Below are 22170 nucleotides of genomic sequence, written 5' to 3'. Positions count from 1 at the left end.
GGCGCGCGGGAGGGAGGTCACGTTTGTGACGAAAAAATCTTTTTGTGACGTAGAACCGAAATATTTCGTGATAAATGCGAAATATACGGTCATAGAAATTCATACGCGCCCGTCGGGTTGATTGAGGCACGCCACAGCCCATAGGGTGGGAGAAGCAAACCATCCAGAGCGACTGAGAGACCTGGCTCCACGACGTCGCAGCAACCGACACGGATTCTTCCGCCCCCGGTGCTAACGCCAGGAACGATGGAAGTGACATGACACTCAACAGTGCAGTAACTGACGTACCCACCAGTGAAAAGAACGGCCGCCGTGCCGTATCCACCGCCGCCGTCCCCTTGAGCTTTGAAGACGTCGGACAGTCTTTCCCCGTGCCCGGCGGAACCCACGAAGTTCTTCGCGGAGTCTCCTTCACCGCAGCCCCCGGCGAGATTATCTCCGTCATCGGCTCCTCCGGATGCGGCAAATCCACTCTCCTGCGTGCAGCAGCAGGCCTGAACCGCATCACCGCAGGTACCGTGCGTATCGGCGAGAAGGCAGTGACCGGCCTCGACCCCCGCGTAGCTATCGGCTTTCAGGAACCGCGCCTGCTCCCCTGGCGCACCGTCGCCGACAACGTGGCTCTCGGACTACCGCAGGGCACCAAAAAATCTGAAGGCGCAGCATCCGTAGCGCGCCTGCTCGACCTGGTCGGACTGGGCGAATACGCAACCCACCGTCCCAAGGAAATTTCAGGCGGTATGGCTCAGCGCGTGTCCCTGGCGCGAGCGCTCGCACGCAACCCCGGCGTGCTACTGCTCGACGAGCCCTTCGGTGCTCTGGACGCGCTGACCCGCATCAACATGCAGGATTTGCTGTTGGACGTGCACCGTCAAGACCCGACCACGATTCTGCTGGTCACCCACGATGTGGAAGAGGCGCTGTACCTCTCTGACCGGGTGATTGTCCTCGGTAAGGACACCCCGGAGGCGCCCGCCACCATCCAGCGCATTGTGACCGTTGACCGTTCTCACCCGCGTGACCGCGCCGATGCAGAGATCACGGCGCTGCGTAGCGAACTGTTGGCTGAGCTCGGCGTGGAAGATAACGCCTAAAGCCGCCACGAAACGCATTTCTTACACATCACATCATCATCTTCAGAAGCGAAAAGATTTCATCATGACTTACTCCCCGTCTCGTCGTACCGCCCTCAAGTCCCTTGCCGCAGCCGCCGCTTTTGCTACTCTGCTCAGCGCCTGCGCTGGCGAAGGTTCCGGTTCCGCTAACGCCTCCGGTGCTGCCGGTGGTGGCAATCAGAACACCGTGACCATTGACTACGCGACCTACAACCCGCTGTCCCTGATTATCCGCAAGAAGGGTTGGCTTGAGACCGCCCTTGCCGCGGAGGGTAAGAAGGTTGAGTGGGTCAAGTCGGCTGGTTCGAACAAGGCGAATGAGGCGCTGCGTAGCGGCAATATTGATGTTGGCTCGACCGCCGGTTCGGCGGCACTGCTGGCACGCGCTAATGGCTCCCCCATCAAGGTCATTAGCCTCTACTCGCAGCCGGAATGGTCGGCTCTGGTGACCCGCAAGGATTCGGGCATCACCAAGGTTGCGGATCTGAAGGGTAAGACCGTTGCCGTGACCAAGGGTACCGACCCGTACTTCCTGCTGCTGCAGGCACTCAAGCAGGAGGGTATTTCCGCTTCGGATCTGACCATTCAGAACCTGCAGCACGCCGACGGCCGCACCGCCCTGGATAACGGTCAGGTCAACGCGTGGAGCGGCCTGGACCCGATCATGGCTGCCGCCGAGGTGGAAAGCGGCGACGTGCTCTTCTACCGCAACCTGAACTTCAACACCTACGGTTTCCTGAACGCGACCGAGAAGTTCATTCAGTCCAACCCGACCGCCGCACAGGCCATCGTGGACGTGTACGAGTACGCTCGCGCCTGGGCTAAGAAGAACCCCGAAGAGGCTGTGAAGATTGTCGAGGAGGAGTCCGGCATTAAGCACGAGACCGCCCAGGTCGTCATGGAGCGCACCCACCTGGATATCGACCCGGTTCCGGGCGCTAAGCAGGTTGAGGTTCTCAAGGGCGTCGGCCCGATCCTGGTGGAGTCCGGCGACGTTCCCTCCCAGTCCGACGTGGACAAGGCCCTGAACAGCATCGTGGACGACCAGTTCGCGAAGAAGGCTGACAGCGCCGCAGTCGAGAAGATTGCCAAGGCGGTGGAGAAGTAATGACCGCCGCAACGATTACCGCCGCCTCCAGCGCTCACGCTGAGCGTGCCGAGAAGCGTGCCTCTTCCGTGAAGTTGCCGTCGAACCCGTTCGCCGGTAAGCAGTACCTGGGCCTGATTCTTCCCCTGGCGCTGATTGCGCTCTGGTATATTCTGAGCACCAACGGCGTGTTCACGCAGGTCCAGCTGCCCTCCCCCGACCGTGTGGTGGGCGCCGGTATCGAGCTGGCGCAGCGCGGTGAGCTGGCCAAGCACGTCGCGATTTCGACCCAGCGCGTGCTGATTGGCTTCGGCATCGGCGCGGTACTCGGCCTGGTGCTGGGATCGCTGATTGGCTTGTCGGCCCCGGTGCGCGTGTTCGTCGCCCCGACCATCGGCGCTCTGCGCGCAGTCCCCTCACTCGCGTGGGTCCCGCTGCTTCTGCTGTGGATTGGCATCGGCGAGAACTCGAAGGTGACCCTCGTGGCCATCGGCGCGTTCTTCCCCGTGTACACCACGGTTTCCGCAGCCCTCGCCCACGTGGACCCCAAGCTCGTGGAGATGGCCCGCGCCTTCGGCCTGAAGGGTCTGCGCCTGTTCACCACGGTTCAGCTTCCCGCGGTTCTGCCGTCGGTTGTTTCGGGTCTGCGTCTGGCGCTGGCTCAGGCGTGGCTGTTCCTGGTCGCCGCTGAGTTGCTGGGTGCGTCCATGGGTCTGGGTTATCTGCTGACCGACTCGCAGAACAACGGCCGCACCGACCGCCTGCTGCTGGCTATTGTGGCGCTGGCGGTGCTCGGTAAGATTACCGACGCGCTGGTGGGCGTGTTCGAGCGCTGGGTGAAGGCGAAGTACCCCAGCAACTAGCACCACAGCTAAACGTAACACTCAGCACGCGCTGAGTTTTAGGAGAGATGTCCGCCGCGTGGCTGCTCCCCAAAGGTGAGCTAATCATCGCTACGCGCCGGAGAAAGAAGTCGGCGGGGAAACCTGTCGCCTACTGAATGATGATGATGAATCCCGCCCCGCGCCCCACAGCAGTGAGCGCGGGGCGGGGTCTTTAAATATTTCGGAATATTACGAACCGATACACAGCATGCCGAATATGACGGGCTCCTTTGCTTCCTGGCCCCGAGCGCGCTTTACTAAGAAGGCAAACCATCCAGAGCGACCGAGAGACCTGGCTCCGTGACGTCGCAGCAACCCCCTCGCCAACGCACACACAGACCCCACGGTCACACAGACAGCGGCACGGCGAGCAAGGGTGCTAATGCCAGCAACCGATGGGAGAATAATGGGACTGCCCACCCCCTACTCGTTCACCGACCCGCTGAACCCCACCCCGAACCCCGCCCACGAATCCGACGAGGCGCGCGTCGCGTTCTGGGAGAAGCAGGCGCAGCGACTCACCTGGGCTGAGCCCTGGCACACTGCGCACCGCTTCGAGAAGCCGAAGTCCCTCGGCTTCGATGAGGAAGGCATCGAACAGTTCACGATCCCCGAAATTAAGTGGTTCGAGGGCGGCAAGCTGAACGTCGCCTACAACTGCGTAGACCGCCACGTGGAGGCGGGCCGCGGCGACAAGGTAGCCCTCTACTTTGAAGGTGAACCCGGCGACCGTGAAGCCATCACCTACGCCGAACTGCAGCGCCGCATCGCGAAGGCAGCGAACGGCCTGCTGTCCCTGGGCGTGCGCAAGGGTGACCGTGTGGTCATCTACCTGCCCGTCATCCCCGAAACCATTATTTTCACCCTCGCCTGCGCGCGTATTGGCGCGATCCATTCCCTCGTCTTCGGTGGTTTCTCCGCCGAGGCGCTGAAGTTCCGTGTGGAAGACACCGGCGCGAAGGTTCTCATCACCACTGACGGCCAAAACCGCCGCGGCAAAGTCGTTCCCGTCAAGGTGAACGCCGATGAAGCATGCTCCGGTGAGAACAACATTGAGCACGTCATCGTGGTGGACCGCACCAGTGCCTCCGACCCGGTTGCGCACGCCGCTGTGCCGTGGACTGAGGGCCGCGACGTCTGGTACCACGACCTGGTGGACGACCAGCCGGACACCCACGCCTACGAACTGCACGACGCAGAAGATCCGCTGTTCATTATTTACACCTCCGGCACGACCGGTAAGCCCAAGGGTCTGGTGCACACCATGGCTGGATACCTGGTGCAGACCGCGTACACTCACGCGCTGCTCTACGATCTGCTGCCGGATTACGTGGATGAGAACGGCGTGCTGCGCCCCGACGAGCTGTCGGCTGTTAACGACCCGGAAAAGGTTGAGTCCACCGTTCACTGGTGCACCGCCGACCTGGCGTGGGTTACCGCGCACACCTACGAAATCTACGGCCCGCTGGTTAACGGTGTCTCCGAGGTGATTTACGAGGGTACCCCGAACACCCCGCACTTCGGCCGCCACTTTGAGGTCATCGAACGCTACGGCGTGACCAACTACTACACCGCGCCGACCCTGATTCGCTCCCTCATGGGTGCGTTCCCGAACGGCCCGGAGCCCGGCAAGTACGACTTCTCGACCGTGCGCCTGCTCGGTTCGGTGGGTGAATCCATTAACCCGGAGGCGTGGCGTTGGCTGCGTCAGCACGTGGGCGGCGGCACCGCGGCGTTCATCGACACCTGGTGGCAGTCTGAAACCGGTTCGACCGTGTGCTCCCCGCGCCCGCACGACCCCGCATTCGCACCCGAGGGCACCTACCCGGAGGGCACCCCGCACTGCACTCCCCTGCCCGGTTGCGCTACCCGCGCCGTTCCCGGCGTGTCCACCCGCGTGGTGGATGAGCACGGCGACCCGGTCGAACCCGGCAAGCAGGGCTTCATCGTGGTCGATAAGATTGGCCCCTCGATGGCTCGTACCGTGTGGCAGAACCCGCAGCGTTTCCTGGATTCCTACTGGCGTCACTACGGCGAGCGCGGCTGGTTCCTCGCTGGCGACGGCGCGAAGGAAGACGAAGAGGGTAACGTGTACATCCTCGGCCGTATTGATGACGTGATTAACATTTCGGGTCACCGTCTGTCCACGATTGAGATTGAGTCGGCTCTGGTGACTCACCCGGCTGTGGTTGAGGCTGGTGTCTGCCCCGTGGAGGATGACCTGACCGGTCACCAGGCGGTCGCCTACGTGACGCTCACCGATGAGGGTAAGGACCTGACTGAGGATGAGCTGAAGGCGGCGCTGACCGCGCACGTGCGTGAGCACATTGGCCCGATTGCTAAGCCGAAGGATGTTGTGGCGGTTGCCGATATCCCGAAGACCCGTTCGGGTAAGATTACTCGCCGCCTGCTCGGTGAGCTGTACCAGGGTCGTTCGCTGGGCGATGTTTCTTCGCTGCAGAATGAGGAGGCGCTGGGCCACATTGCGCAGGTGCTGGTGGATACCGGCCGCGTGAGCGAGGCTGTCTAGGCTCTGTTGCTGAGCTGAGCACTGTGCTGAGCTAAAAGCCACATAGAGTAAAGGTGCGGATACCGAATGATGATTCGGTATCCGCACCTTTTGCTATGCCATTTTACTGAGCTGACAGGGCTCTTTGTTGGTGTTGCGCCGCTTAAATCAGGCCCAGCGAACGAGCGTGTTCGGCGGTAATGCCGCTCGGCTCAATGTGCTCGGGGCCCTTGTCCTTCTCGGGGTGCTCGGTCGCCTGGAAGCGGATCATCTTCACATCGCTTGCCGCGCCCAGGTTCGTGATCATGCCGTCACCGTTCAGGTCCACGGACACCGGCTCGGTGTCGATCTTGCCGTTGCCGTTGAAGTCAATCGGCTGGTCGGCGGGCTTGCCCTTGTACAGGAAGCCAGCCGCGCGGGGACCGAAGCCGCGCGCCTCGTACAGCTTCGCCTCGTTGAGCATGCGGTACTCGGCGGTGGAGTAGCCGAAGTAGCGGCTACCGTCAGCCATGGGCACACCGGTGAGGGTGTACTGGTAGTTCATGACGCTGTAGTAGTTGGGCTTGTAGTTGATTTCGTCCCAGCCGCCGTGGCTCAGCGCGAGGTTGTGGCCGAGCTCGTGCACGAACACTGCCACGCGGATGTTGCTGCTTGCCTTGCCCCAGAAGTGCGGGCCGACGGTGACCATAAAGTTACGACCGCCAAAGTTAGCGATACCGGAGGAGTAGCTGTTGTCGTAGTAGTCGCCCCAGATCATGTAGTGGAAGGTGCCTTCACGGGCGGGGTTGAACTTACCTTCGGTCGCCTTGATGCGGTGGAGCGCCTTGAATTCGCTGTCAAGTGCCTGGTAGCTGATTTCGTTGCCGCCGCCGAGGTTGTACTTGGCACTGCGGGCGCTACCTGCGTCCAGGTGGATGTTCACGCCGGTGGTGCCATCGGGGTTGCGCATGGGCAGGTCGGCGTAAATCTTGGTGATGCGGTCCAGTTCGTCTTCGCTGGGCAGCAGGCCCGCCATGTAGTCCATCTCGACGAAGATGTCCTTGTGGTTGGGGTTTGCGCCCATTGCGGGGAAGTCGACGTCGATTTTGCCGTCGCCGTCGGCGTCATAGCCCTTCAGCTCCCAGGTGTTGGGGATGCCGTCGCCGTCGATGTCGGGGCTGTAGGCGTTTGCTGCGGGGGCTGCGATAGTGCCCAGGCAGAGCACTGCGAGGGAGGCAAGCGTGACGCGTGCGCTCTTCAGAAATGCCATGTTGTGTTCCTTAGTGTGTGGTGACCGGTGGTGTTTCTGTGGAGTTTTCCGGGAGGACGTTCTCCTCGGTTTCCATGATGCTCCCGTTTCACGTGTTAGGTGAGCTGGGTGCCGTAACATTCATACTTTAAGGTAAAAGTTGAGATAATTTTGAAGATGAGCTGAATTACATTAGAGTATCAGTAATTCAACTCACATGCATCACCACATTCTTAATGACAAGAGAGATCCCATGACTTCTTCCTCGAACACCACTAATGGCCTGAACCGCCGCGCACTCATCAAGGGTGCCGCGTGGAGCACCCCCGTCATCGCAACCGCAGCGGCGGTACCCGCCTACGCGGCGTCCACCGATGCGCTGGAAACCCCGACCTTGAAGTTCGGTGTCTTCACCCAGGCATTCAACTCGAACCCCTCCAACGACTTTAATACCCGCTACGGCCTGGACTCCTACACCGTGCAGGTACCCAACATCACCGCAACCTCCACCACCCCGCAGAGCCTCGGCGGCGGCACCTTCACCCCCGGCGGTAGCGTCGGCGCTGGCCTGTACGGTGGTGCGGGTCTGTGGATTTCCGCACCCGTTAACTCCAAGGGCGAGTTCCAGGGTAGCTCCTGGCTGTACCCTCAGGCGCACCTGCAGGTGACCTTCGAGTTCACTTTCCCCACCGCCGAGGATGTCACCGACCCGCTGCTGTGGGACCCCGAGAACGACGTTGAGATCCCGGCACTCGCTAAGAGCGAGGGCGGCGCGAAGACCAACAACCCCGCTGTGGCGGCATTCAATGGCATCGCATACACCGCGAAGTTCTACGAGCCGGTCATCGAGGACAACGTCTGGACCGGCGTACTGGACATCCGCACCTCCGACTACCTGGAAGCCACCGCGAAGGACGGCGTGAGCTACGCACAGGTGCTGGCTTCGCTGGTTCCGGTGTACTTCACCGAGGTGACCTCCAGCTACACTCTGACCACCACCGCTCAGATCACCAGCGGTAGCGTCGCAATGCAGCTGACCGAGGGCGGCGAGTACACCTTCAAGGATCTGGCTGGTTTGCGCGCTTCGGCAACCATCACCCGCTAAAGTACCGAGCATAAACAAGGGGGCCCGGCATCCATAACGGATGCCGGGCCCCTCGCCGTGTTTAAGGCTTATCCTACTGGGCACCGCCGGTGACTGCTACCGCTTAGTCCTTCGCGGGAACCAGACCCTCGGCACGCGCACGGTCGGCGGTCATCTCGTTCTCTTCAATCTCTCCAGAGAACTTCTGCTCGGAAGAATTCGCACCGTCCTCGTTATAATCCACATCAGTAGCCGGCAGCTTTATATTCTTCATGTCATTCGGTGCGGTCAGGATGGTTTTCTCACCATCACGGTTAAGGTCGACCGACACCGGCTCGTCATCAATCTTGCCGTTGCGATTGAAGTCGATAGCCTCCCAGGCGGGAGCTCCCCTATAGTACAGGCCGTAGGCATTGCGACCAAAGCCGGTCTTCTCGTCCAGCTTGTTCTCGTCCAGGTCCTTGTAGACGCGGGTCGAGTAGCCGAAGTACTTCGTGCCGTCCGGGCGTTCTATGCCCCTAAGCTGGTAACGGTAGTTCATGATGCTCATGTAGTTCGGCTTGTAGTTCACATCCTCGGTACCACCGTGACGCAAGCCGAGGTTGTGGCCAAGCTCGTGCACGAAGGTCGCCACGCGAACATCGGAAGTTGCGGACTTGCCCCAGAAGCGCGGACCCACAGTCACGACGAACCCTAGACCGCCTATGTAACCCAGTCCTGAGGACCCGTATTCATCGTGGGCGTCACCCCAAATCATGTAGTGGAAGGCAGGTCCACGGTCCGGGTCCATATTAGCCCTTCGGATCTCGTACCACTTCTCCATGGTGCTATCCAGTTGCTGGTAGGGGACTTCGTTACCACCGCCGAGGTTGTACTTGGCGCTGCGGGCGTTACCGGCATCCAGGTGAAGGTTGATACCGGTGGTTCCGTTGGGGTTGCGAATCGGCATATTCGCGAAGATTTCGGTGATGCGGTCGAGCTCTTCTTCGCTAGCAAGCAGACCGGGCATGTAGTCCATCTCGACAAAGAGGTCCTTCTTCAAGGGGTTGGCGCCCATGCCTGGGTAGTCAATCTCCAGTTTGCCGTCACGGTTGCCGTCATACCCCCTCATCTCCAAAATATTACCGATTCCGTCGCCATCAATATCGGGGTTATACGCCTGCGCTGCGGGGACAGCAACCAAGCTGAGCACAAGCATCGCCGCCGAGGCGAGCGCGGTACGTGCCGCGCGGGTAGAAAATGAGAAAGCCATTTGTATCTCTTCTCGTATTCGTTCGCATAAATGCGCGCGAAGACCCTTGTGATTATATGTTTGCCGGAGGCAGCGTTGAGTGAATTATTGGATCATTGGGCACAGTCTATGCGGAGAGTGTATATATGTGCGCTGCGGTGAGGCATCCCGAACACATACGGTGGCGCGGGATGCCGCTTAAAGAACAGCGGATCATTGCGCCCTCACGAGGTTTTGACACCTCAGAGCAACAATAATCCGCTTCATCATACACAGAGTGCATCTAGATTTTCCCGGTATAACACCATTTTTCAGGTTTATGCACCAAATATGACGTAAAACCGTTCTGATAAGCCTTCTATTTGGTGCTTTCTGCTTCAGCGTTCTGTGCGGCGCCCTTCGCCTCCGAAGCCTTCCGGGAGGCGTAGAACAGGCACACCACGGCACCCACCACCTCGGCAACCATTAGCCGCTAAAGGAGCGAGCATGAGCAAGGGGCCCGGCATCCGTAATGGATGCCGGGCCCCTCATTGCGTTATAGGCTAAGCCTCTTAGTCACCGCCGCTAGGAACTAGTCCTGCGCGGGAACCAGGCCCTCAGCGCGAGCGTACTCAGCGGTCATCTCATTGTCCTCAATCTCTCCGGAGAGTTCCGCCTCGGACGAGTACGCACCGTTCTGGACTTCCTTACCCTTAGCCTGCAGCTTCAGGGTCTTCAGGTCGTTCGGTGCGGTCAACACGGTCTTCTTACCGTCACCGTTGATGTCGGCTTCAACCGGCTCATCGTCAATCTTGCCGTTGCCGTTGAAATCGATAGCCTCCCACGCGGGCTTACCGTTGTAGTACAGGCCGTAGGCGTTACGACCGAAGCCGGTCTTCTCATCCAGCTTGGTTTCGTCCAGGTCCTTGTAGGCGCGGGTCGAGTAACCGAAGTACTTCGTGCCGTCTGCACGATCCAGGCCACGCAGCTGGTAGCGGTAGTTCATGATGCTCATGTAATTCGGCTTATAGTTCACGCCGTCGGTGCCACCGTGATCCATGCCGAGGTTGTGGCCCAGCTCGTGCACGAAGGTCGCCACGCGAACATCAGGGGTTGCGGACTTGCCCCAGAAGCGCGGACCAACGGTCACGATGAAGCCGCGGCCACCTACCCAACCCTGACCGGAGGAGCCACGGTCACCGTAAGAATCGCCCCAAATCATGTAGTGGAAGACGCTTTCACGGTTGGGGTCCATGTTCTTGGTGCGGATTTCACGCCAGCGCTGTAGGCCACTATCCAGCTGCTCGTGTGCTACCTCGTTGCCACCACCCAGGTTGTACTTGGCGCTGCGGGCGCTACCGGCGTCCAGGTGAATGTTAATACCGGTGGTGCCGTTGGGGTTGCGGATGGGCAGCTTCGCGAAGATTTCGGTGATGCGGTCGAGCTCTTCTTCGCTGGCGAGCAGGCCGGGCATGTAGTCCATCTCCACGAAGAGGTCCTTCTTCAGCGGATTGGCGCCCATTGCGGGGTAGTTGACGTCAATCTTGCCGTCGCCGTCCGCGTCGTAGCCCTTCATTTCCCAGGTGTTGGGGATGCCGTCGCCGTCAATGTCCGGGTTGTATGCGTTAGCGGCAGGTGCGGCTACAGTACCGAGCACCAGCAGAGCCGCCGAGGCGAGCGCAGTGCGTGCCGCACGAGTAGAAAAGGAGAAAGCCATCTGTATCTCTTCTTGTGTTCGTTTGCATGGATGCGCGCGAAGACCCTCGTGATGATGCGAGTAGCCGTGGGTGGCGTTGAGTGAATCGTTGGGTCATCAGGCGTAGCCGATGCGTTGAGTGATTATGTATGCGCTGTGGTGCGGCACCCCGAACAAGTATGGTGGCGCGGGATGCCGCTTAAAAGAACAGCGGGTCATTGTTTTTCGTGAGGTTTTGACACCTCAGAGCAACAATGACCCGCTTCATCATACACAGCGCTTATATGCCTTGTCCCGGTGTACGCACCGTATTCGCGTTGACATGGCGAACATTACGTAAAAGCGCTCTGATAAGCCTCTATTTAGTGTTTTCTGCCTCAGACTCTGCCCCAGCGTTCTGCGCGGCACCCTTCGCCTCGGAGGCCTTCTTGGAGGCGTAGAACAGGCACACGACTGCGCCCACTGCCGCAGCAACCAGCGGAAGCATCATGGAATCCGCCATTGCCGCCGCGTAGGGTTCACGCAGAATCTGCGGAAGTACGCCGCCTCCAGCACCGCCGTGAGAGCTACCGCCCGCTGCAACGGCCGGGCCCAACGCGGACAGGTGCGAGGTAATTGCAGAAGCCATAATCGTGGTAATCGCAGCCGAACCGAGCACCGACGCCATCTGGCGGGTCTCGTTGTACACGCCCGAACCGGCACCGGCACGCTGCGGCGGCAGGTTACGGGTCGCCGACACCGACAGCGGACCCCAAATGCAGGCATTCGCCGCACCCAGAATAATCATCGGGCCAACCATCAGCCACAGGTTGCCGTCCGCAACCATCGTTGGGCGGAGCAGAGCAAAACCAACAACCATCAGCGTAAAACCAATTACCGCAATCCACTTCGGGTCGTTACGGTTCAGACGCGCACCCACCACCGGCGCCAACGCGCCCGAGAACAACGCCATCGGGGCGGTCATCAGCGCAGCCTGGGTCGGGTCCAGGCCCTCCACCTGCTGCAGGTACAGGGTCAGCGGGAACGCCATACTGATAGCAACCACACCCATAGCGGAAATAGCCACATTCGACACGGAGAAGTTACGGTCACTGAACAGGCTCAGCGGAACCAGCGGCTCACGCGGGTTAATGGCCTGCCACCCGATGAACAGGCCCAGCACCAGAATGCCGGCAATAATCAGACCCCACACGCTCACCGCAATACCGGTGCCCATAAACGAGTCAGTGATGGTGCCCCAGTCGTAGGTGGCGCCTTCCTGAATACCGAAAACCAGCAGGAACAGACCGACCGCCGACAGCACCACGCCCAACCAGTCGAAGCTGTGCTTCTTCTGCTCAAACACCGGCACATTACGCCACGCCAAGAACAGGCCGACCAGGCCAACCGGAATATTGATGAAGAAGATCCAGCCCCAGCTGAGGGTATCCACCAGCACGCCGCCCAGAATCGGGCCTACCAGCGAGGCGACACCCGCAGTCGCACCCCAAATGCTCATGGCGACACCGCGCGCATTCGGCGGGAACATGAGCGTAATCAGAGACATGGTCTGCGGGGTCATCAGCGACGCGCCCAGGCCCTGCACCACGCGGGCGGCGATGAGCGATTCAACGTCCGCCGCCAGACCACACCACAGGGAGGCGAGCGTAAAAATACCCATACCAATCATGTATAGGTTCTTCTGACCGAAGCGGTCACCCATACGACCGGTAATGAGCAGCGGCACCGCATACGCCAGCAGGTAGGCGCTCGTCACCCACATACCCGCCGACAGGGACGCTTCCAGATCCTGCAGCATGTGCGGCAGGGCGATGGTGACGATATTGCCATCCACCAGGATCATGAAGAATCCAACAACCAGGGACCAGAGAGCAGGCCAGGGCTTGTAGGGTGTCTTCGCCGGGTTACCGACGAGAGGCGCTTTTTTAGGGCGTGAACTCAATGATCCTCCAGGGGATGGGTTGTATGCGGGTAGATGTCCGTGTGTTCAGCGTTGCCGCTGATAAATATCACCCCATCTTACTCCCCTTATGGGTGCAGCTCCGGTTGCTTTACCCTTATTCAACTCTTCACGGCGCGTACGCGCGGCAACCAAGCAGAAGGCACCCCGCACCCTCTAGACTGAAGCTATAGAAGCTAATCCGGACGCCGCCACCGACGCTCACCCCCATCAGACCACCCTCAACGAGATGACCCCGGGAGGACCCATGGGTTTCTTTGATTTCTTCACCAATCGCACCCCGGCAGAACCCGCCGAAATCCGCCTCGTCGCTTTCGTCAGCGGCAAAGTGCAGGGTGTCGGTTTCCGTTGGTGGTGCGCCGGAACCGCCAAGCCCATGGGCCTAACCGGCTACGCCGAGAACCTCGACGACGGGCGCGTGAAGGTCGTTGCGGAAGGTACTGCCGCCTCCTGCGCACGCCTGGTGGATGTGCTGCGCGGTGACGACACCGCCGGGCGCGTGGATGAGGTTCTCGTCGAGTGGGAGGAGCCGAACGGCTCGTTCCGCGGCTTCGGCATCAGGTAGCTAGATTGCGGGGCTTTCTCATGGGCTCCCGCTCAACCCCGTGCACGTTACGTCCAGAGCGCAGTTTAGTTAGCCCAGAGCGCCGCAAATTGCGCGCGGGTCATATCGGCGCGGCGCACCCGATGCTGCACCGGGTGACCGTTCTCATCGGGGCGACCGGAGTTCGGGTCAATATCGTCGTAGATGCCGGTGAAACCCGCTTTAACCGCCACACGTTCGGAGGCCTCGTTACCCGCCAGGGTGGTCCAGCGGACAGTCTCGAGACCCAGCCCGAGCGGGTCGAAAGCGTAGCCGAGGACGGCTCGCAGCGCCTCGGTCATATAGCCCTTGCCGCGCGCCTTCGGGGCGGTGTAATAGCCCAGTTCGGCGCGGGTTCCGGGGCTTTCGGGGGTGCCGTCAGGTAGGCGCAGCTCGATACTCCCCGCGAACACACCGGAGGCGTCAATCGCCCAGCGCTGGATTTGCCCGGCGGCAATTTGACGGGCGGTGGTGAGTAGGGAGTCCTCAGCGTCGGCGCGCGTGTAGTTTAGCGGTACGCGGGTGTAGCGAATCATTTGCGGGTCGCGGCAGGCTTCTACGATGTCGGGGATATCCGCCTCGCGCAGGTGGCGCAGGGTGAGGCGTTCGGTAATGAGTTCGGGCTGGTTGGGCTCTACGTGTTCGCTGTGCTCAGAAAAGTCGCTGTGTTCGGGGGTCATGGTTCGAGCTTAAACCCTCGGGTTTGTGCGTCGGAAAAGCTTTTGTGAACATCCCAGAATATTCAGTGACGCAAATCACGACTTAATACTCGCATTTTCACCCGTCATCACTTGATTATTATGAATTATTCATAATAAAATAGTCATCGAGCCCGCCCATTGGGCACCACTTAGAACAAGCGCCGCGCAACGAATCCGCGCGGCACGAAGCAGAAAGAAGAACACTATGGCAGTTCTGACCATCGGCGACCAGTTCCCCGCATACGAGCTCACCGGCGTTGTCCCCGGTAAGCTGGCTGACATCGAAGCAACCAAGCCCGAAGACTACTTCACCACCGTCTCCTCCGAGGGTCTGGACGAAGACACCTGGCGCGTCGTCTTCTTCTGGCCGAAGGACTTCACCTTCGTTTGCCCCACCGAGATTGCTGCATTCGGCAAGCTCGCTGACGAGTTCGAGGCACGCGACACCCAGGTGATCGGTGTTTCCGTTGACAACGAGTACACCCACTACGCATGGCGCCGCTCCCACGAAGAGCTCGTGGACCTGCCCATCGTCATGGCATCCGACCTCAAGCGCGAACTGACCGCAGCACTGGGCATCCTGAACAAGGACGGCGTTGCAGACCGCGCAACCTTCATCATCGACCCCCACAACACCATCCAGTCGGTCTCCATTACCGCTGACTCCGTCGGCCGTAACACCGACGAGGTGCTCCGCCAGCTGGACGCACTGCAGTCCGACGAGCTGTGCGCATGCAACTGGAAGAAGGGTGCAGCAACCATCGACGCATTCAAGGAGATGAAGTAATCCATGAGCATCGATAACCTGCGTTCGGCTCTGCCTTCCTACGCGAAGGACATGAGCCTCAACCTGTCCTCCCTGCCCCGCATCACCTCCCTGTCCGAGCAGCAGCTCTGGGGCGCAATCCTCGCAACCGCAGCAGCAACCAAGGTTGACTCTGTTGTTGTTGAGATTGCTGCAGAGGCTAAGGAGCACCTGAGCGACACCGCTTACGAGGCTGCTCTGGGTGCTGCATCCATCATGGGCATGAACAACATCTTCTACCGCACCCGTGGCTTCCTGAACGGTGCATACGATGACCAGCGCGCAAACCTGCGCATGCAGATCATCGGCAAGAACGGTGGCATTGAGAAGCTGGACTTCGAGATGTTCGCTCTGGCAGTGTCCGCAGTCAACGGCTGCTCCCACTGCGTTGAGGCTCACGAGCACACCCTGCGCGAAGAGGGCGCAACCAAGGAGCAGGTCAACGACCTGATCCGTATTGCTGCAACCCTCGGTGGCGTGGCACAGGGCATTCAGCTGGCTGAGGCACTGGGCTAAACCCACTAAGCGTTAGAGCTTACACAGAAGCGGCGCATCCACCCCTTTACGGGTCGGATGCGCCGCTTACTTTATGCCCAGATTATACCCTGCACTAGCTAAAAACGTGTTGGACGGTAGTTCCCTAAATCCCCCGATTTGGCGCTATACAATGCCTGTATGCGGTACTGTATTTTGGACTCCACCAGCCCCCTTCCCAGCGTGGAAGAACTTACTGAGCTTTACGATTCTGTGGGCTGGAGTGCCTATACCAAAACACCCGAACGTCTCATCCCAATGCTGGAAGGATCGCGGTATCTCTACACCGCACGAAAGGCAACCACGGACGGAACGGGACGGCTCGTCGGGCTAGTCCGCGCCGTTGGGGACGGACACTCTATCGCCTACATTCAGGACCTCCTAGTGCATCCACACGCCCAACGACAGGGCATTGGTTCTGCGCTTCTAAAGCGTGTCATTGAGGACTTTGACCGAGAAGACATTCGACAGCGACTCATTACTACCGACACCGCTAGTGAACACGCCGTTGCACTCTACAAACGCTACGGTTACGCCCCCGTAGAGGCAGCAGGATGCATCACCCTTGCATGCTATCGATAAGGCAATATCTCATACGGCTCGACCCGTTCAGACTAGCTGAGGCACTGGGCTAAACCACTAAACGTTAGAGCTTACAAGAAGCGGCGCGTCCACCCCTTTGCGGGTCGGATGCGCCGCTCTGTTTTAACTACTTTTGACTGTCCGCAGAGACAGCGCGCAGGGCGGCATCCCAGCCGCTCGCCAGGCGCGTCGCCGCGGCCACCAGAGCCACCAGATCCTCGGCGTACACCGGGGTCGAGCGCACCCCCGCACACCAGTCAATCATGCCCAAACCCAGCCAGGGCTTACCGGGGAAGAACTCGCGCCGCAGCGCCACACGGCGCTTACCCAGGGCGCGGCGGCCGGGCACGTACCCGCCGCGGCTGATGAACAGCGCCTCGCGACCCTCGGACTCCACCAGCGCCTCCAGGGCCCTCAGCGAAGGAACCCAGCTCGGCTCCCCCACGCTCGCCAGGTCGGCCAGTTCGGGGTACTCGCTCTCGTGCTCCGCCACGCTCACGCCCAGGATGTACTGGTAGCGCACCTGCCCGAGCTCCTGCGGCAGGCCGCGGTCGGCGGTCTGAATCGTGCCGCACAGGTGCCGGGCGACCGGCTCACCCTTGGCGTTCACGCCGGCCAGGGGCTCGCCGTCCCGGTAGATTGCGGGGCCGTCCAGGTAGAGCCCCACCGCGCCGGTACCCGTGATGTTGGGGCGCACCGACCAGCCGGGAAGCGCCTCCTCCAGGCGGGGCACCACGCCCCGCAGGATTTCGAAAACTTCGTCACGCGATACCGTCACGGCGGCTCCTTTCACCTTACGCAGATAACGATTTGCGATGTGGCCCGGTCTATCAAACGACCGGGCCACATGCCTCTAGTATTCGTCTAGCTCCAGCTTAGCGAGCGCTCAGCTTACGGGAGGGTAGCCACACCATGAGCGCCGACAGCGCCGCACCGGCAAACATCATGACCGCCATGGACTCCACCGCATTCAGGGGGCTCAACGCCAACAGTAGCGAAGAAATGATGCCGCTACCGTACTGGAAAGAACCCAGCGCAAAAACAATCATGACAGAGCATTGGGGGTGGAGATTCACTCATTCTACGCCCATCTTTTAGCGCGCCCACAAGCTTCTCCGTTACGTCTCAGAGCTCGTCATGAGCACCTTTCAACTAGGAGCAGAGGCGGCGGCGGGTCTACAATAAATCGGTGCCAATTCAGGTACGCGCACAGGCAAACAGAGCCGGATGCGGTGATAACGTCGTCACCCGACCTCCCCCCCCCGTTGCGCACACTTCCCCTACCGGCACACGCATCACGTACGCAGGAGAACGCCCATGCACGAGCTCTTTGACCCAGATCAGGTATTCCGCATCGTCGACATTGCCGCCGTTGTCGCTAACGGCCTGCTCGGCGGTGCTGTGGCGCGCGCCTTCCGATTCGACATTGTGGGCTTCCTGCTGCTCGCGGTCGCCTGCGGCATGGGCGGCGGTATGATCCGTGACATCCTACTGAACTCCGGACTGCCCGTGGCACTCACTGACGGCGGCTACTGGGTGGGTGCTATCGGCTCCTCGATTCTGGCGTACAGCATCGACTTGAGTGCCCGCTGGGCGACCCGAACCATGCTCATCATTGACTTCATCGGTATGGGTGCGTGGGCGGCAACCGGCACCATTAAGTCCCTGAACTTGGGCCTGCACTGGCTGCCCGCTATTGCACTGGGTGTGACCACCGCGGTCGGTGGCGGCGTTATCCGTGACATTATGGTCAACCGCATTCCGGCGATTTTTGGCGGTAACTCCCTGTATGCGACAGTCGCGTTTGTGGGTGCCACCGAGACCGCCCTCGTGACGGGCCTGCTCCACCGCCCGAACCTTGCGATGGCACTGTCTATTTTCTTGTGTCTGGTGTTTGGTGTGCTCTCCCATATGAAGAATTGGCAGCTGCCGACTACCCCGGCTGAGCTGCGTGTGCCTCGCCCGCGTCTCTTCACTTTTGGTAAGCAGGAGGACCGTGCCGTTGCTAATGAGGGCTGGGCCCCTGGTGCTCCGCTCACTGAACAGCTTGAGGTGATTAATGCTGAGCAACTGGAGGAGTACCGCCGCTCTAAGGGTCTTTCAGAGTAAAAACCAATATATGCTGAATATAGAATATGGGATGGTTTCCGCTCGTCAGATGATTATCTGACCGGCAGAAGCCAGCCCATATTTACTATGTGCAGTACGGCTAAATCGTGTACTCGGTGCTGTCGTACACCGTCAAGAACTTACGGATACGCTCATCATCCGAAGCAAAGAAACCGGTCGGCTCCCCGTTATAACGCAGGGTACCGTTCTCCAGGAACACGATACGATCCGCAACCTTCTTCGCAAACGCCATATTGTGCGTCACGATGACCAGGGAGCGGCCCTCCTTCGCCAGCTGCATGAGCACGCGGATCACCTCCGCCTCCAGCTCGGGATCCAGCGCACTCGTCGGCTCATCAAAGAGCAGGTAGGAGGGTTCCAACGCCAAGGCGCGGGCAATCGCCACACGCTGCTGCTGACCACCAGAGAGAGCGTCCGGGTAGGAATCTACCTTGTCGGCAAGACCCACCTTCGCCAGCAGCTCGCGGGCACGCTCCTGCGCTTGCTGAGCGTTCAGGGTGCCGTTGAGGGTCGGGGCGAGCGCCACGTTCTTCAACGCCGTGTAGTTCGGAAACAGGTTGAACTGCTGGAACACCATCGCCGAACGGGAACGAATATCACGCACCTGCGCGTCGGTGAGCTTCTGACTGTAGTCCACCTGCGCGTCGTCAATGGTGAGCGTGCCGGACTGCGGGGTTTCCAGCAGGTTCAGGCAGCGCAGCAGAGTGGACTTACCGCTACCGGACGGGCCCAGAATAACCGTGGTCTCGCCGTCGGGGATGTCCAGGCTGATGTTCTTGAGCACCTGCGTATCGCCGAAGCTCTTCGACAGGGAATCAACGCTAAGCATTGTTGCTCCTTACGTAACGGTTGCTGTACTTCTCCAGCGCAGACTGCGCGGCGGTCAGCAGAGTGAAAATCACCAGGTAAATGATGGCGACCTCGGAGTACATTGCCAGCGGCTCGAAGGTGCGTGAAGCAATCTGCTTACCGGTCTGGAACAGGTCAACCATTGAAATAACCGACACCAGCGAGGTGCCCTTAATCAGGTCGATGAAGTTGTTACCCAGGTTCGGCAGCGCGATGCGCACCGCCTGCGGAATGACCACGTGGCGCAGGGTCTGCATGCGGGTGAAGTTCAGGGTTGCCGCCGCCTCAAACTGGCCGCGCGGAATGGCCGCCACCGCGGAGCGGAACGTCTCCGCCACGTACGCGCCGGTGTGCAGGCTCATCGTGATGATTGCGGCACTCCACACATCCAGAGCGATACCGACCTTCGGCAGGCCGTAGAAGACGATGAACAGCTGAACCAGCAGCGGGGTGCCGCGGAAGACCCAGATATACAGCCAGGCCAGCCAGTTCACCGGTGCAAAGCGGCTCGTGCGCGCGCCGGCGGAGATGATGCCCACCAGCAGCGCCAGCGCGAAGGAGATGAGCGATAGCGGAATGGTCACTGCCACCGTCGAGGTCAGCAGCTGCGGCAGTGATTCTGCCCAGAGGTTGAGGTAGCGTTCCATGCGCGGAACTCAGCTCCTTATGAGAGTGTTAGTTCTTCGGGGAGAGGTCTTCGCCCACGTACTTCTCGTAAATCGCCTTGATGTCACCGTTCTGCAGGTGCTTCTTCAGCGACTCGTCGATAGCGTTACGCAGGGCGTCCTGGCCCTTAGGCAGCAGGATGGAGGAGTTGCTACCGGTGCCCAGGTCACCGGAGAGCAGGCGCAGGTTGGCGTCCGGGTGCTCCTTGAAGTACTCAGCGAAGGACACGGAGTCGTTCGCGGTCATCTCTGCACGGCCCGAGAGGACCTGCTCGATAGCCTCATCGAAACCGGAAACAACCACGATCGAGGCACCCTTCGCCTCCACCATCTTGCGGAAGTTCGAGGTTTCGGACTGCGCCGAGGAGTGGCCGGAAATCTCGCTCACGTTCTGCAGGGAGGAGTCCTTCTTCACGGCAACCTTCGGCTCGGAGTACAGGTAGGGTACGGAGAAGTCGTACTTCTGCTTGCGCTCGTCGGTTGCGGAAACGTTGTTGATGACGATGTCGTAGCGGTCAGCGTCCACACCGGCGATCAGGGAATCCCAGGGGGTTTCGGTGAACTCTGCAGTCACGCCCAGGTCCTTAGCGACCAGGTCGATGATTTCTTTCTCGAAACCGACCAGGGTGCCGTTCGAGTCGTGGAAGGAGAAGGGGCGGTAGGTGCCCTCCAAGCCCACACGGATCTTGCCGGCAGACTTGATAGCCTCCAGCTTGTTGGTGCTGGATGCGGTGCTGCTGCTGGACGAACCGCACGCTGCGAGCAGTGCAGCCAGGCCGGTGAATGCGGAGCCTGCGAGGACGGTGCGGCGGTTAATCATTGCGGACATAGTGTTCTTCTTTCGTGTGGTGGTTGATGCTCTTGTAGTTGCGGGTTGTCACCCTGCGGTAACCCGGGGGCATCGTGCGGTGTGCCCCTTACTCTGCGGGTACAACGCTGGCTATCGTACAGCTATTCCCGGTGGGAAAGAATTCAACGTAATATTCCGTCACAATCTGCAAGAGAGGAAAACCCGGCGGTCGGTACGCGTGTGTGCTGAGTACCGGCCGCCGGGCTCCACACTAGGATACCGGCTCAGCACCCCAGAACATAAGGGTAGGTTTACCTTAAAGCTGAACTGCCCTCCACTAGGGGCGATGCTGCGCCCTCAATCTCGCCCAAACACGCCGGATGCCCTGCCGGGCACTACACCCGGCACTACACCGGGCATTACACCGGGCATAGAAGGAGGGGCGTACCCGGGAATCACCCCGGGTACGCCCCTCTCTTAGTCCCACGAGAACGCCAGCATCATAATGCAAGGTAGCTGCAGGACTATCGCTGTTTTTCGAAGATTTTCTGCGAACCTACGCCAACGCAGTAGCTTTGATTCTGCTCCACTAGAGCCTTTATCGCGTCCCAAGCTTCCCGCTGACGACGAGCGTTTCCCTGCAGGAGAGCAACGTTAGCGAAGCTGACCAGCATACCCTTCCGGTCCGCCTCGCGGAGGTCCTTCTTAAAAATTTTTGGCTTCGCAGAGGTGTCAGTCGTTGGCATCATCCAGAGACGAGAACCATGAGCTACCCGGTTTCTCAGAGTGGTTAGAGACTTAAGACGGCCCTCAAAGTGCTTATGGTTTATCCCCATATATTCCGCAGTCTTTTTATAGAGCATCATCTTTTCAATGTCTACAGATTCCTCTGCAGCGACTAAGATGCTCTGACTAACTGCACGAGAAAGAACCCCCATAGAGAACGAATCCACAACTGACCATAGAGGGAGTTCTCTCTGCATCTTTTTTCGAAGCTCTTCGATATCTCCCCAGTCTTCCAAATGTTCCAACCGTGTGTGGGGATCTCTAGAGCAAGATTTCCACCATTTTTCAATCCGCTCACGAACATAGGGTTCACGGTATCGCAGGATATGCCGCATCATATCCCTTGTGAGTGTTTCCCCCGTCTTGTTCTGATTCGTAGAGTAATAAGCATCTGGATTGAGATACTCGAAGGGGCTACGTTCATCACAAAAAACATGCACCCATGCGGTACGTAGCGCCTGCTCAGCCTGCCTTAAGTAGTTATAGATTAATGATGAAACTTGTGTATCCATACGGACTATATCCAAGACTTCTGAAAGGGCTGGCTTACCTGGTATAGCCCCTTCTTTCTTGAGTTTATGGTAATTACGGCAGTACCCCAACAAATAGTGGAAATTTGTATATTCCAACATGTCACTGTCGCCGCTAGCCAATACAGGTTCCTCAGAAAAATATCCTTTAGACACCATATATTCCAGCCTTTTCTTAATTGAAGGCAGAAATACTTGCGTTTCCATACGCACAGTCTTGATGCTCCTTGCTTTTAGTTCGCCGTAGAACCAAGTACGTAAAAAAGGACCCCCTCGAGATGCGCTTAGGTAAACCCAGAGGCGGAGGGGGGGCTGTTACTACAACAATAACACTGAGCCGCTCTCTCCTCAAGGAGACTCGGCATTTTATCCTGTTACCTTCTGGTTACTTATGTCACTGTACCACTATCAAAGAAGGAGGGGCGCACCCGGGATGGTCCCC

General features: G+C 59.5%; 21 protein-coding genes and 1 riboswitch. Of the genes, 10 read left to right on the top strand and 11 right to left on the bottom strand.

What is annotated here, in order from left to right; genetic code table 11:
• Positions 1–156 precede the first annotated feature (156 nt).
• Positions 157–253, top strand: a riboswitch (SAM riboswitch).
• Positions 254–257: 4 nt separating this feature from the next.
• From HMPREF2884_RS02955 to HMPREF2884_RS02940, 4 genes are all read left to right on the top strand, one after another.
• A complete protein-coding gene (locus tag HMPREF2884_RS02955) occupies positions 258–1094 on the top strand; it encodes an ABC transporter ATP-binding protein (protein ID WP_049327389.1) in 837 nt (278 codons plus the stop codon).
• A 64-nt stretch (positions 1095–1158) separates the two neighbouring features.
• The gene (locus HMPREF2884_RS02950; RefSeq protein WP_070615489.1) at positions 1159–2223 is read left to right on the top strand and encodes an aliphatic sulfonate ABC transporter substrate-binding protein; all 1065 of its coding nucleotides are present in this window, start codon (positions 1159–1161) and stop codon (positions 2221–2223) included.
• Positions 2223–3065 (top strand): ABC transporter permease, encoded by an 843-nt coding sequence (locus HMPREF2884_RS02945; protein ID WP_070615486.1) that lies wholly within the window; start codon positions 2223–2225, stop codon positions 3063–3065. Before HMPREF2884_RS02950 ends, HMPREF2884_RS02945 begins: the two co-directional genes overlap by 1 nt.
• Positions 3066–3492: 427 nt before the next feature.
• Positions 3493–5616 (top strand): AMP-binding protein, encoded by a 2124-nt coding sequence (locus tag HMPREF2884_RS02940; RefSeq protein WP_070615484.1) that lies wholly within the window; start codon positions 3493–3495, stop codon positions 5614–5616.
• 142 nt (positions 5617–5758) lie between these two features.
• On the opposite strand, the gene HMPREF2884_RS02935 is transcribed toward HMPREF2884_RS02940, so the two are convergent.
• A complete protein-coding gene (locus HMPREF2884_RS02935) occupies positions 5759–6844 on the bottom strand; it encodes a C4-dicarboxylate ABC transporter substrate-binding protein (protein WP_070615481.1) in 1086 nt (361 codons plus the stop codon).
• 232 nt (positions 6845–7076) lie between these two features.
• Between HMPREF2884_RS02935 and HMPREF2884_RS02930 the strand changes: the two genes are divergently transcribed.
• A complete protein-coding gene (locus tag HMPREF2884_RS02930; RefSeq protein ID WP_070615478.1) occupies positions 7077–7928 on the top strand; it encodes a transcriptional initiation protein Tat in 852 nt (283 codons plus the stop codon).
• Positions 7929–8031: 103 nt separating this feature from the next.
• Here the strand turns inward: HMPREF2884_RS02930 and HMPREF2884_RS02925 are convergent, their stop codons facing one another.
• The 3 genes from HMPREF2884_RS02925 to HMPREF2884_RS02915 form a co-directional block, all read right to left on the bottom strand.
• Complete coding sequence (locus HMPREF2884_RS02925; RefSeq protein WP_070615475.1) at positions 8032–9159, bottom strand: zinc-dependent metalloprotease family protein; 1128 nt, start codon at positions 9157–9159, stop codon at positions 8032–8034.
• Between the two features lie 550 nt (positions 9160–9709).
• Complete coding sequence (locus HMPREF2884_RS02920; RefSeq protein ID WP_070615472.1) at positions 9710–10834, bottom strand: zinc metalloprotease; 1125 nt, start codon at positions 10832–10834, stop codon at positions 9710–9712.
• Positions 10835–11171: 337 nt separating this feature from the next.
• Positions 11172–12755 (bottom strand): DHA2 family efflux MFS transporter permease subunit, encoded by a 1584-nt coding sequence (locus tag HMPREF2884_RS02915; protein WP_070615469.1) that lies wholly within the window; start codon positions 12753–12755, stop codon positions 11172–11174.
• 265 nt (positions 12756–13020) lie between these two features.
• Here HMPREF2884_RS02915 and HMPREF2884_RS02910 point away from each other — a divergent pair, with 265 nt between their 5' ends.
• Complete coding sequence (locus tag HMPREF2884_RS02910) at positions 13021–13338, top strand: acylphosphatase (RefSeq protein WP_070615466.1); 318 nt, start codon at positions 13021–13023, stop codon at positions 13336–13338.
• A gap of 65 nt (positions 13339–13403) precedes the next feature.
• Here the strand turns inward: HMPREF2884_RS02910 and HMPREF2884_RS02905 are convergent, their stop codons facing one another.
• Positions 13404–14036: a GNAT family N-acetyltransferase gene (locus tag HMPREF2884_RS02905; RefSeq protein WP_070615463.1), complete on the bottom strand. Its 633-nt coding sequence runs from the start codon at positions 14034–14036 to the stop codon at positions 13404–13406.
• Between the two features lie 226 nt (positions 14037–14262).
• Here HMPREF2884_RS02905 and HMPREF2884_RS02900 point away from each other — a divergent pair, with 226 nt between their 5' ends.
• From HMPREF2884_RS02900 to HMPREF2884_RS02890, 3 genes are all read left to right on the top strand, one after another.
• A complete protein-coding gene (locus HMPREF2884_RS02900) occupies positions 14263–14844 on the top strand; it encodes a peroxiredoxin (RefSeq protein WP_005509190.1) in 582 nt (193 codons plus the stop codon).
• A gap of 3 nt (positions 14845–14847) precedes the next feature.
• Positions 14848–15378: an alkylhydroperoxidase, AhpD family gene (locus HMPREF2884_RS02895; protein ID WP_012904260.1), complete on the top strand. Its 531-nt coding sequence runs from the start codon at positions 14848–14850 to the stop codon at positions 15376–15378.
• Positions 15379–15537: 159 nt separating this feature from the next.
• On the top strand, positions 15538–15978 hold the full coding sequence (locus HMPREF2884_RS02890) for a GNAT family N-acetyltransferase (protein WP_070615460.1): 441 nt from the start codon (positions 15538–15540) through the stop codon (positions 15976–15978).
• A gap of 127 nt (positions 15979–16105) precedes the next feature.
• On the opposite strand, the gene HMPREF2884_RS02885 is transcribed toward HMPREF2884_RS02890, so the two are convergent.
• On the bottom strand, positions 16106–16756 hold the full coding sequence (locus HMPREF2884_RS02885) for an L-alanine-DL-glutamate epimerase (protein ID WP_070615457.1): 651 nt from the start codon (positions 16754–16756) through the stop codon (positions 16106–16108).
• A 97-nt stretch (positions 16757–16853) separates the two neighbouring features.
• A complete protein-coding gene (locus HMPREF2884_RS09230; protein WP_005509188.1) occupies positions 16854–17027 on the bottom strand; it encodes a hypothetical protein in 174 nt (57 codons plus the stop codon).
• A 268-nt stretch (positions 17028–17295) separates the two neighbouring features.
• Here HMPREF2884_RS09230 and HMPREF2884_RS02880 point away from each other — a divergent pair, with 268 nt between their 5' ends.
• Positions 17296–18087: a trimeric intracellular cation channel family protein gene (locus HMPREF2884_RS02880; protein ID WP_070615454.1), complete on the top strand. Its 792-nt coding sequence runs from the start codon at positions 17296–17298 to the stop codon at positions 18085–18087.
• A gap of 100 nt (positions 18088–18187) precedes the next feature.
• On the opposite strand, the gene HMPREF2884_RS02875 is transcribed toward HMPREF2884_RS02880, so the two are convergent.
• The 4 genes from HMPREF2884_RS02875 to HMPREF2884_RS02860 all read right to left on the bottom strand — a co-directional run bounded on the left by HMPREF2884_RS02875 (position 18188) and on the right by HMPREF2884_RS02860 (position 21935).
• Positions 18188–18937, bottom strand: coding sequence for an amino acid ABC transporter ATP-binding protein (locus HMPREF2884_RS02875; protein ID WP_005507268.1), 750 nt, complete (start codon positions 18935–18937; stop codon positions 18188–18190).
• Positions 18930–19604: an amino acid ABC transporter permease gene (locus tag HMPREF2884_RS02870; RefSeq protein WP_049346553.1), complete on the bottom strand. Its 675-nt coding sequence runs from the start codon at positions 19602–19604 to the stop codon at positions 18930–18932. The genes HMPREF2884_RS02875 and HMPREF2884_RS02870 overlap by 8 nt, the downstream gene beginning before the upstream one ends.
• 28 nt (positions 19605–19632) lie before the next feature.
• A complete protein-coding gene (locus HMPREF2884_RS02865; protein WP_070615451.1) occupies positions 19633–20451 on the bottom strand; it encodes a transporter substrate-binding domain-containing protein in 819 nt (272 codons plus the stop codon).
• A 485-nt stretch (positions 20452–20936) separates the two neighbouring features.
• A complete protein-coding gene (locus HMPREF2884_RS02860; RefSeq protein ID WP_070615447.1) occupies positions 20937–21935 on the bottom strand; it encodes an Abi family protein in 999 nt (332 codons plus the stop codon).
• Positions 21936–22170: the final 235 nt, after the last annotated feature.

Origin of the sequence: Rothia sp. HMSC073B08, from assembly GCF_001812975.1 — a bacterium.
Lineage (GTDB): Bacteria > Actinomycetota > Actinomycetes > Actinomycetales > Micrococcaceae > Rothia > Rothia mucilaginosa.
The sequence above is the reverse complement of the archived record's forward strand: the minus strand, read 5'-3'. Positions and strand labels throughout refer to the sequence as shown.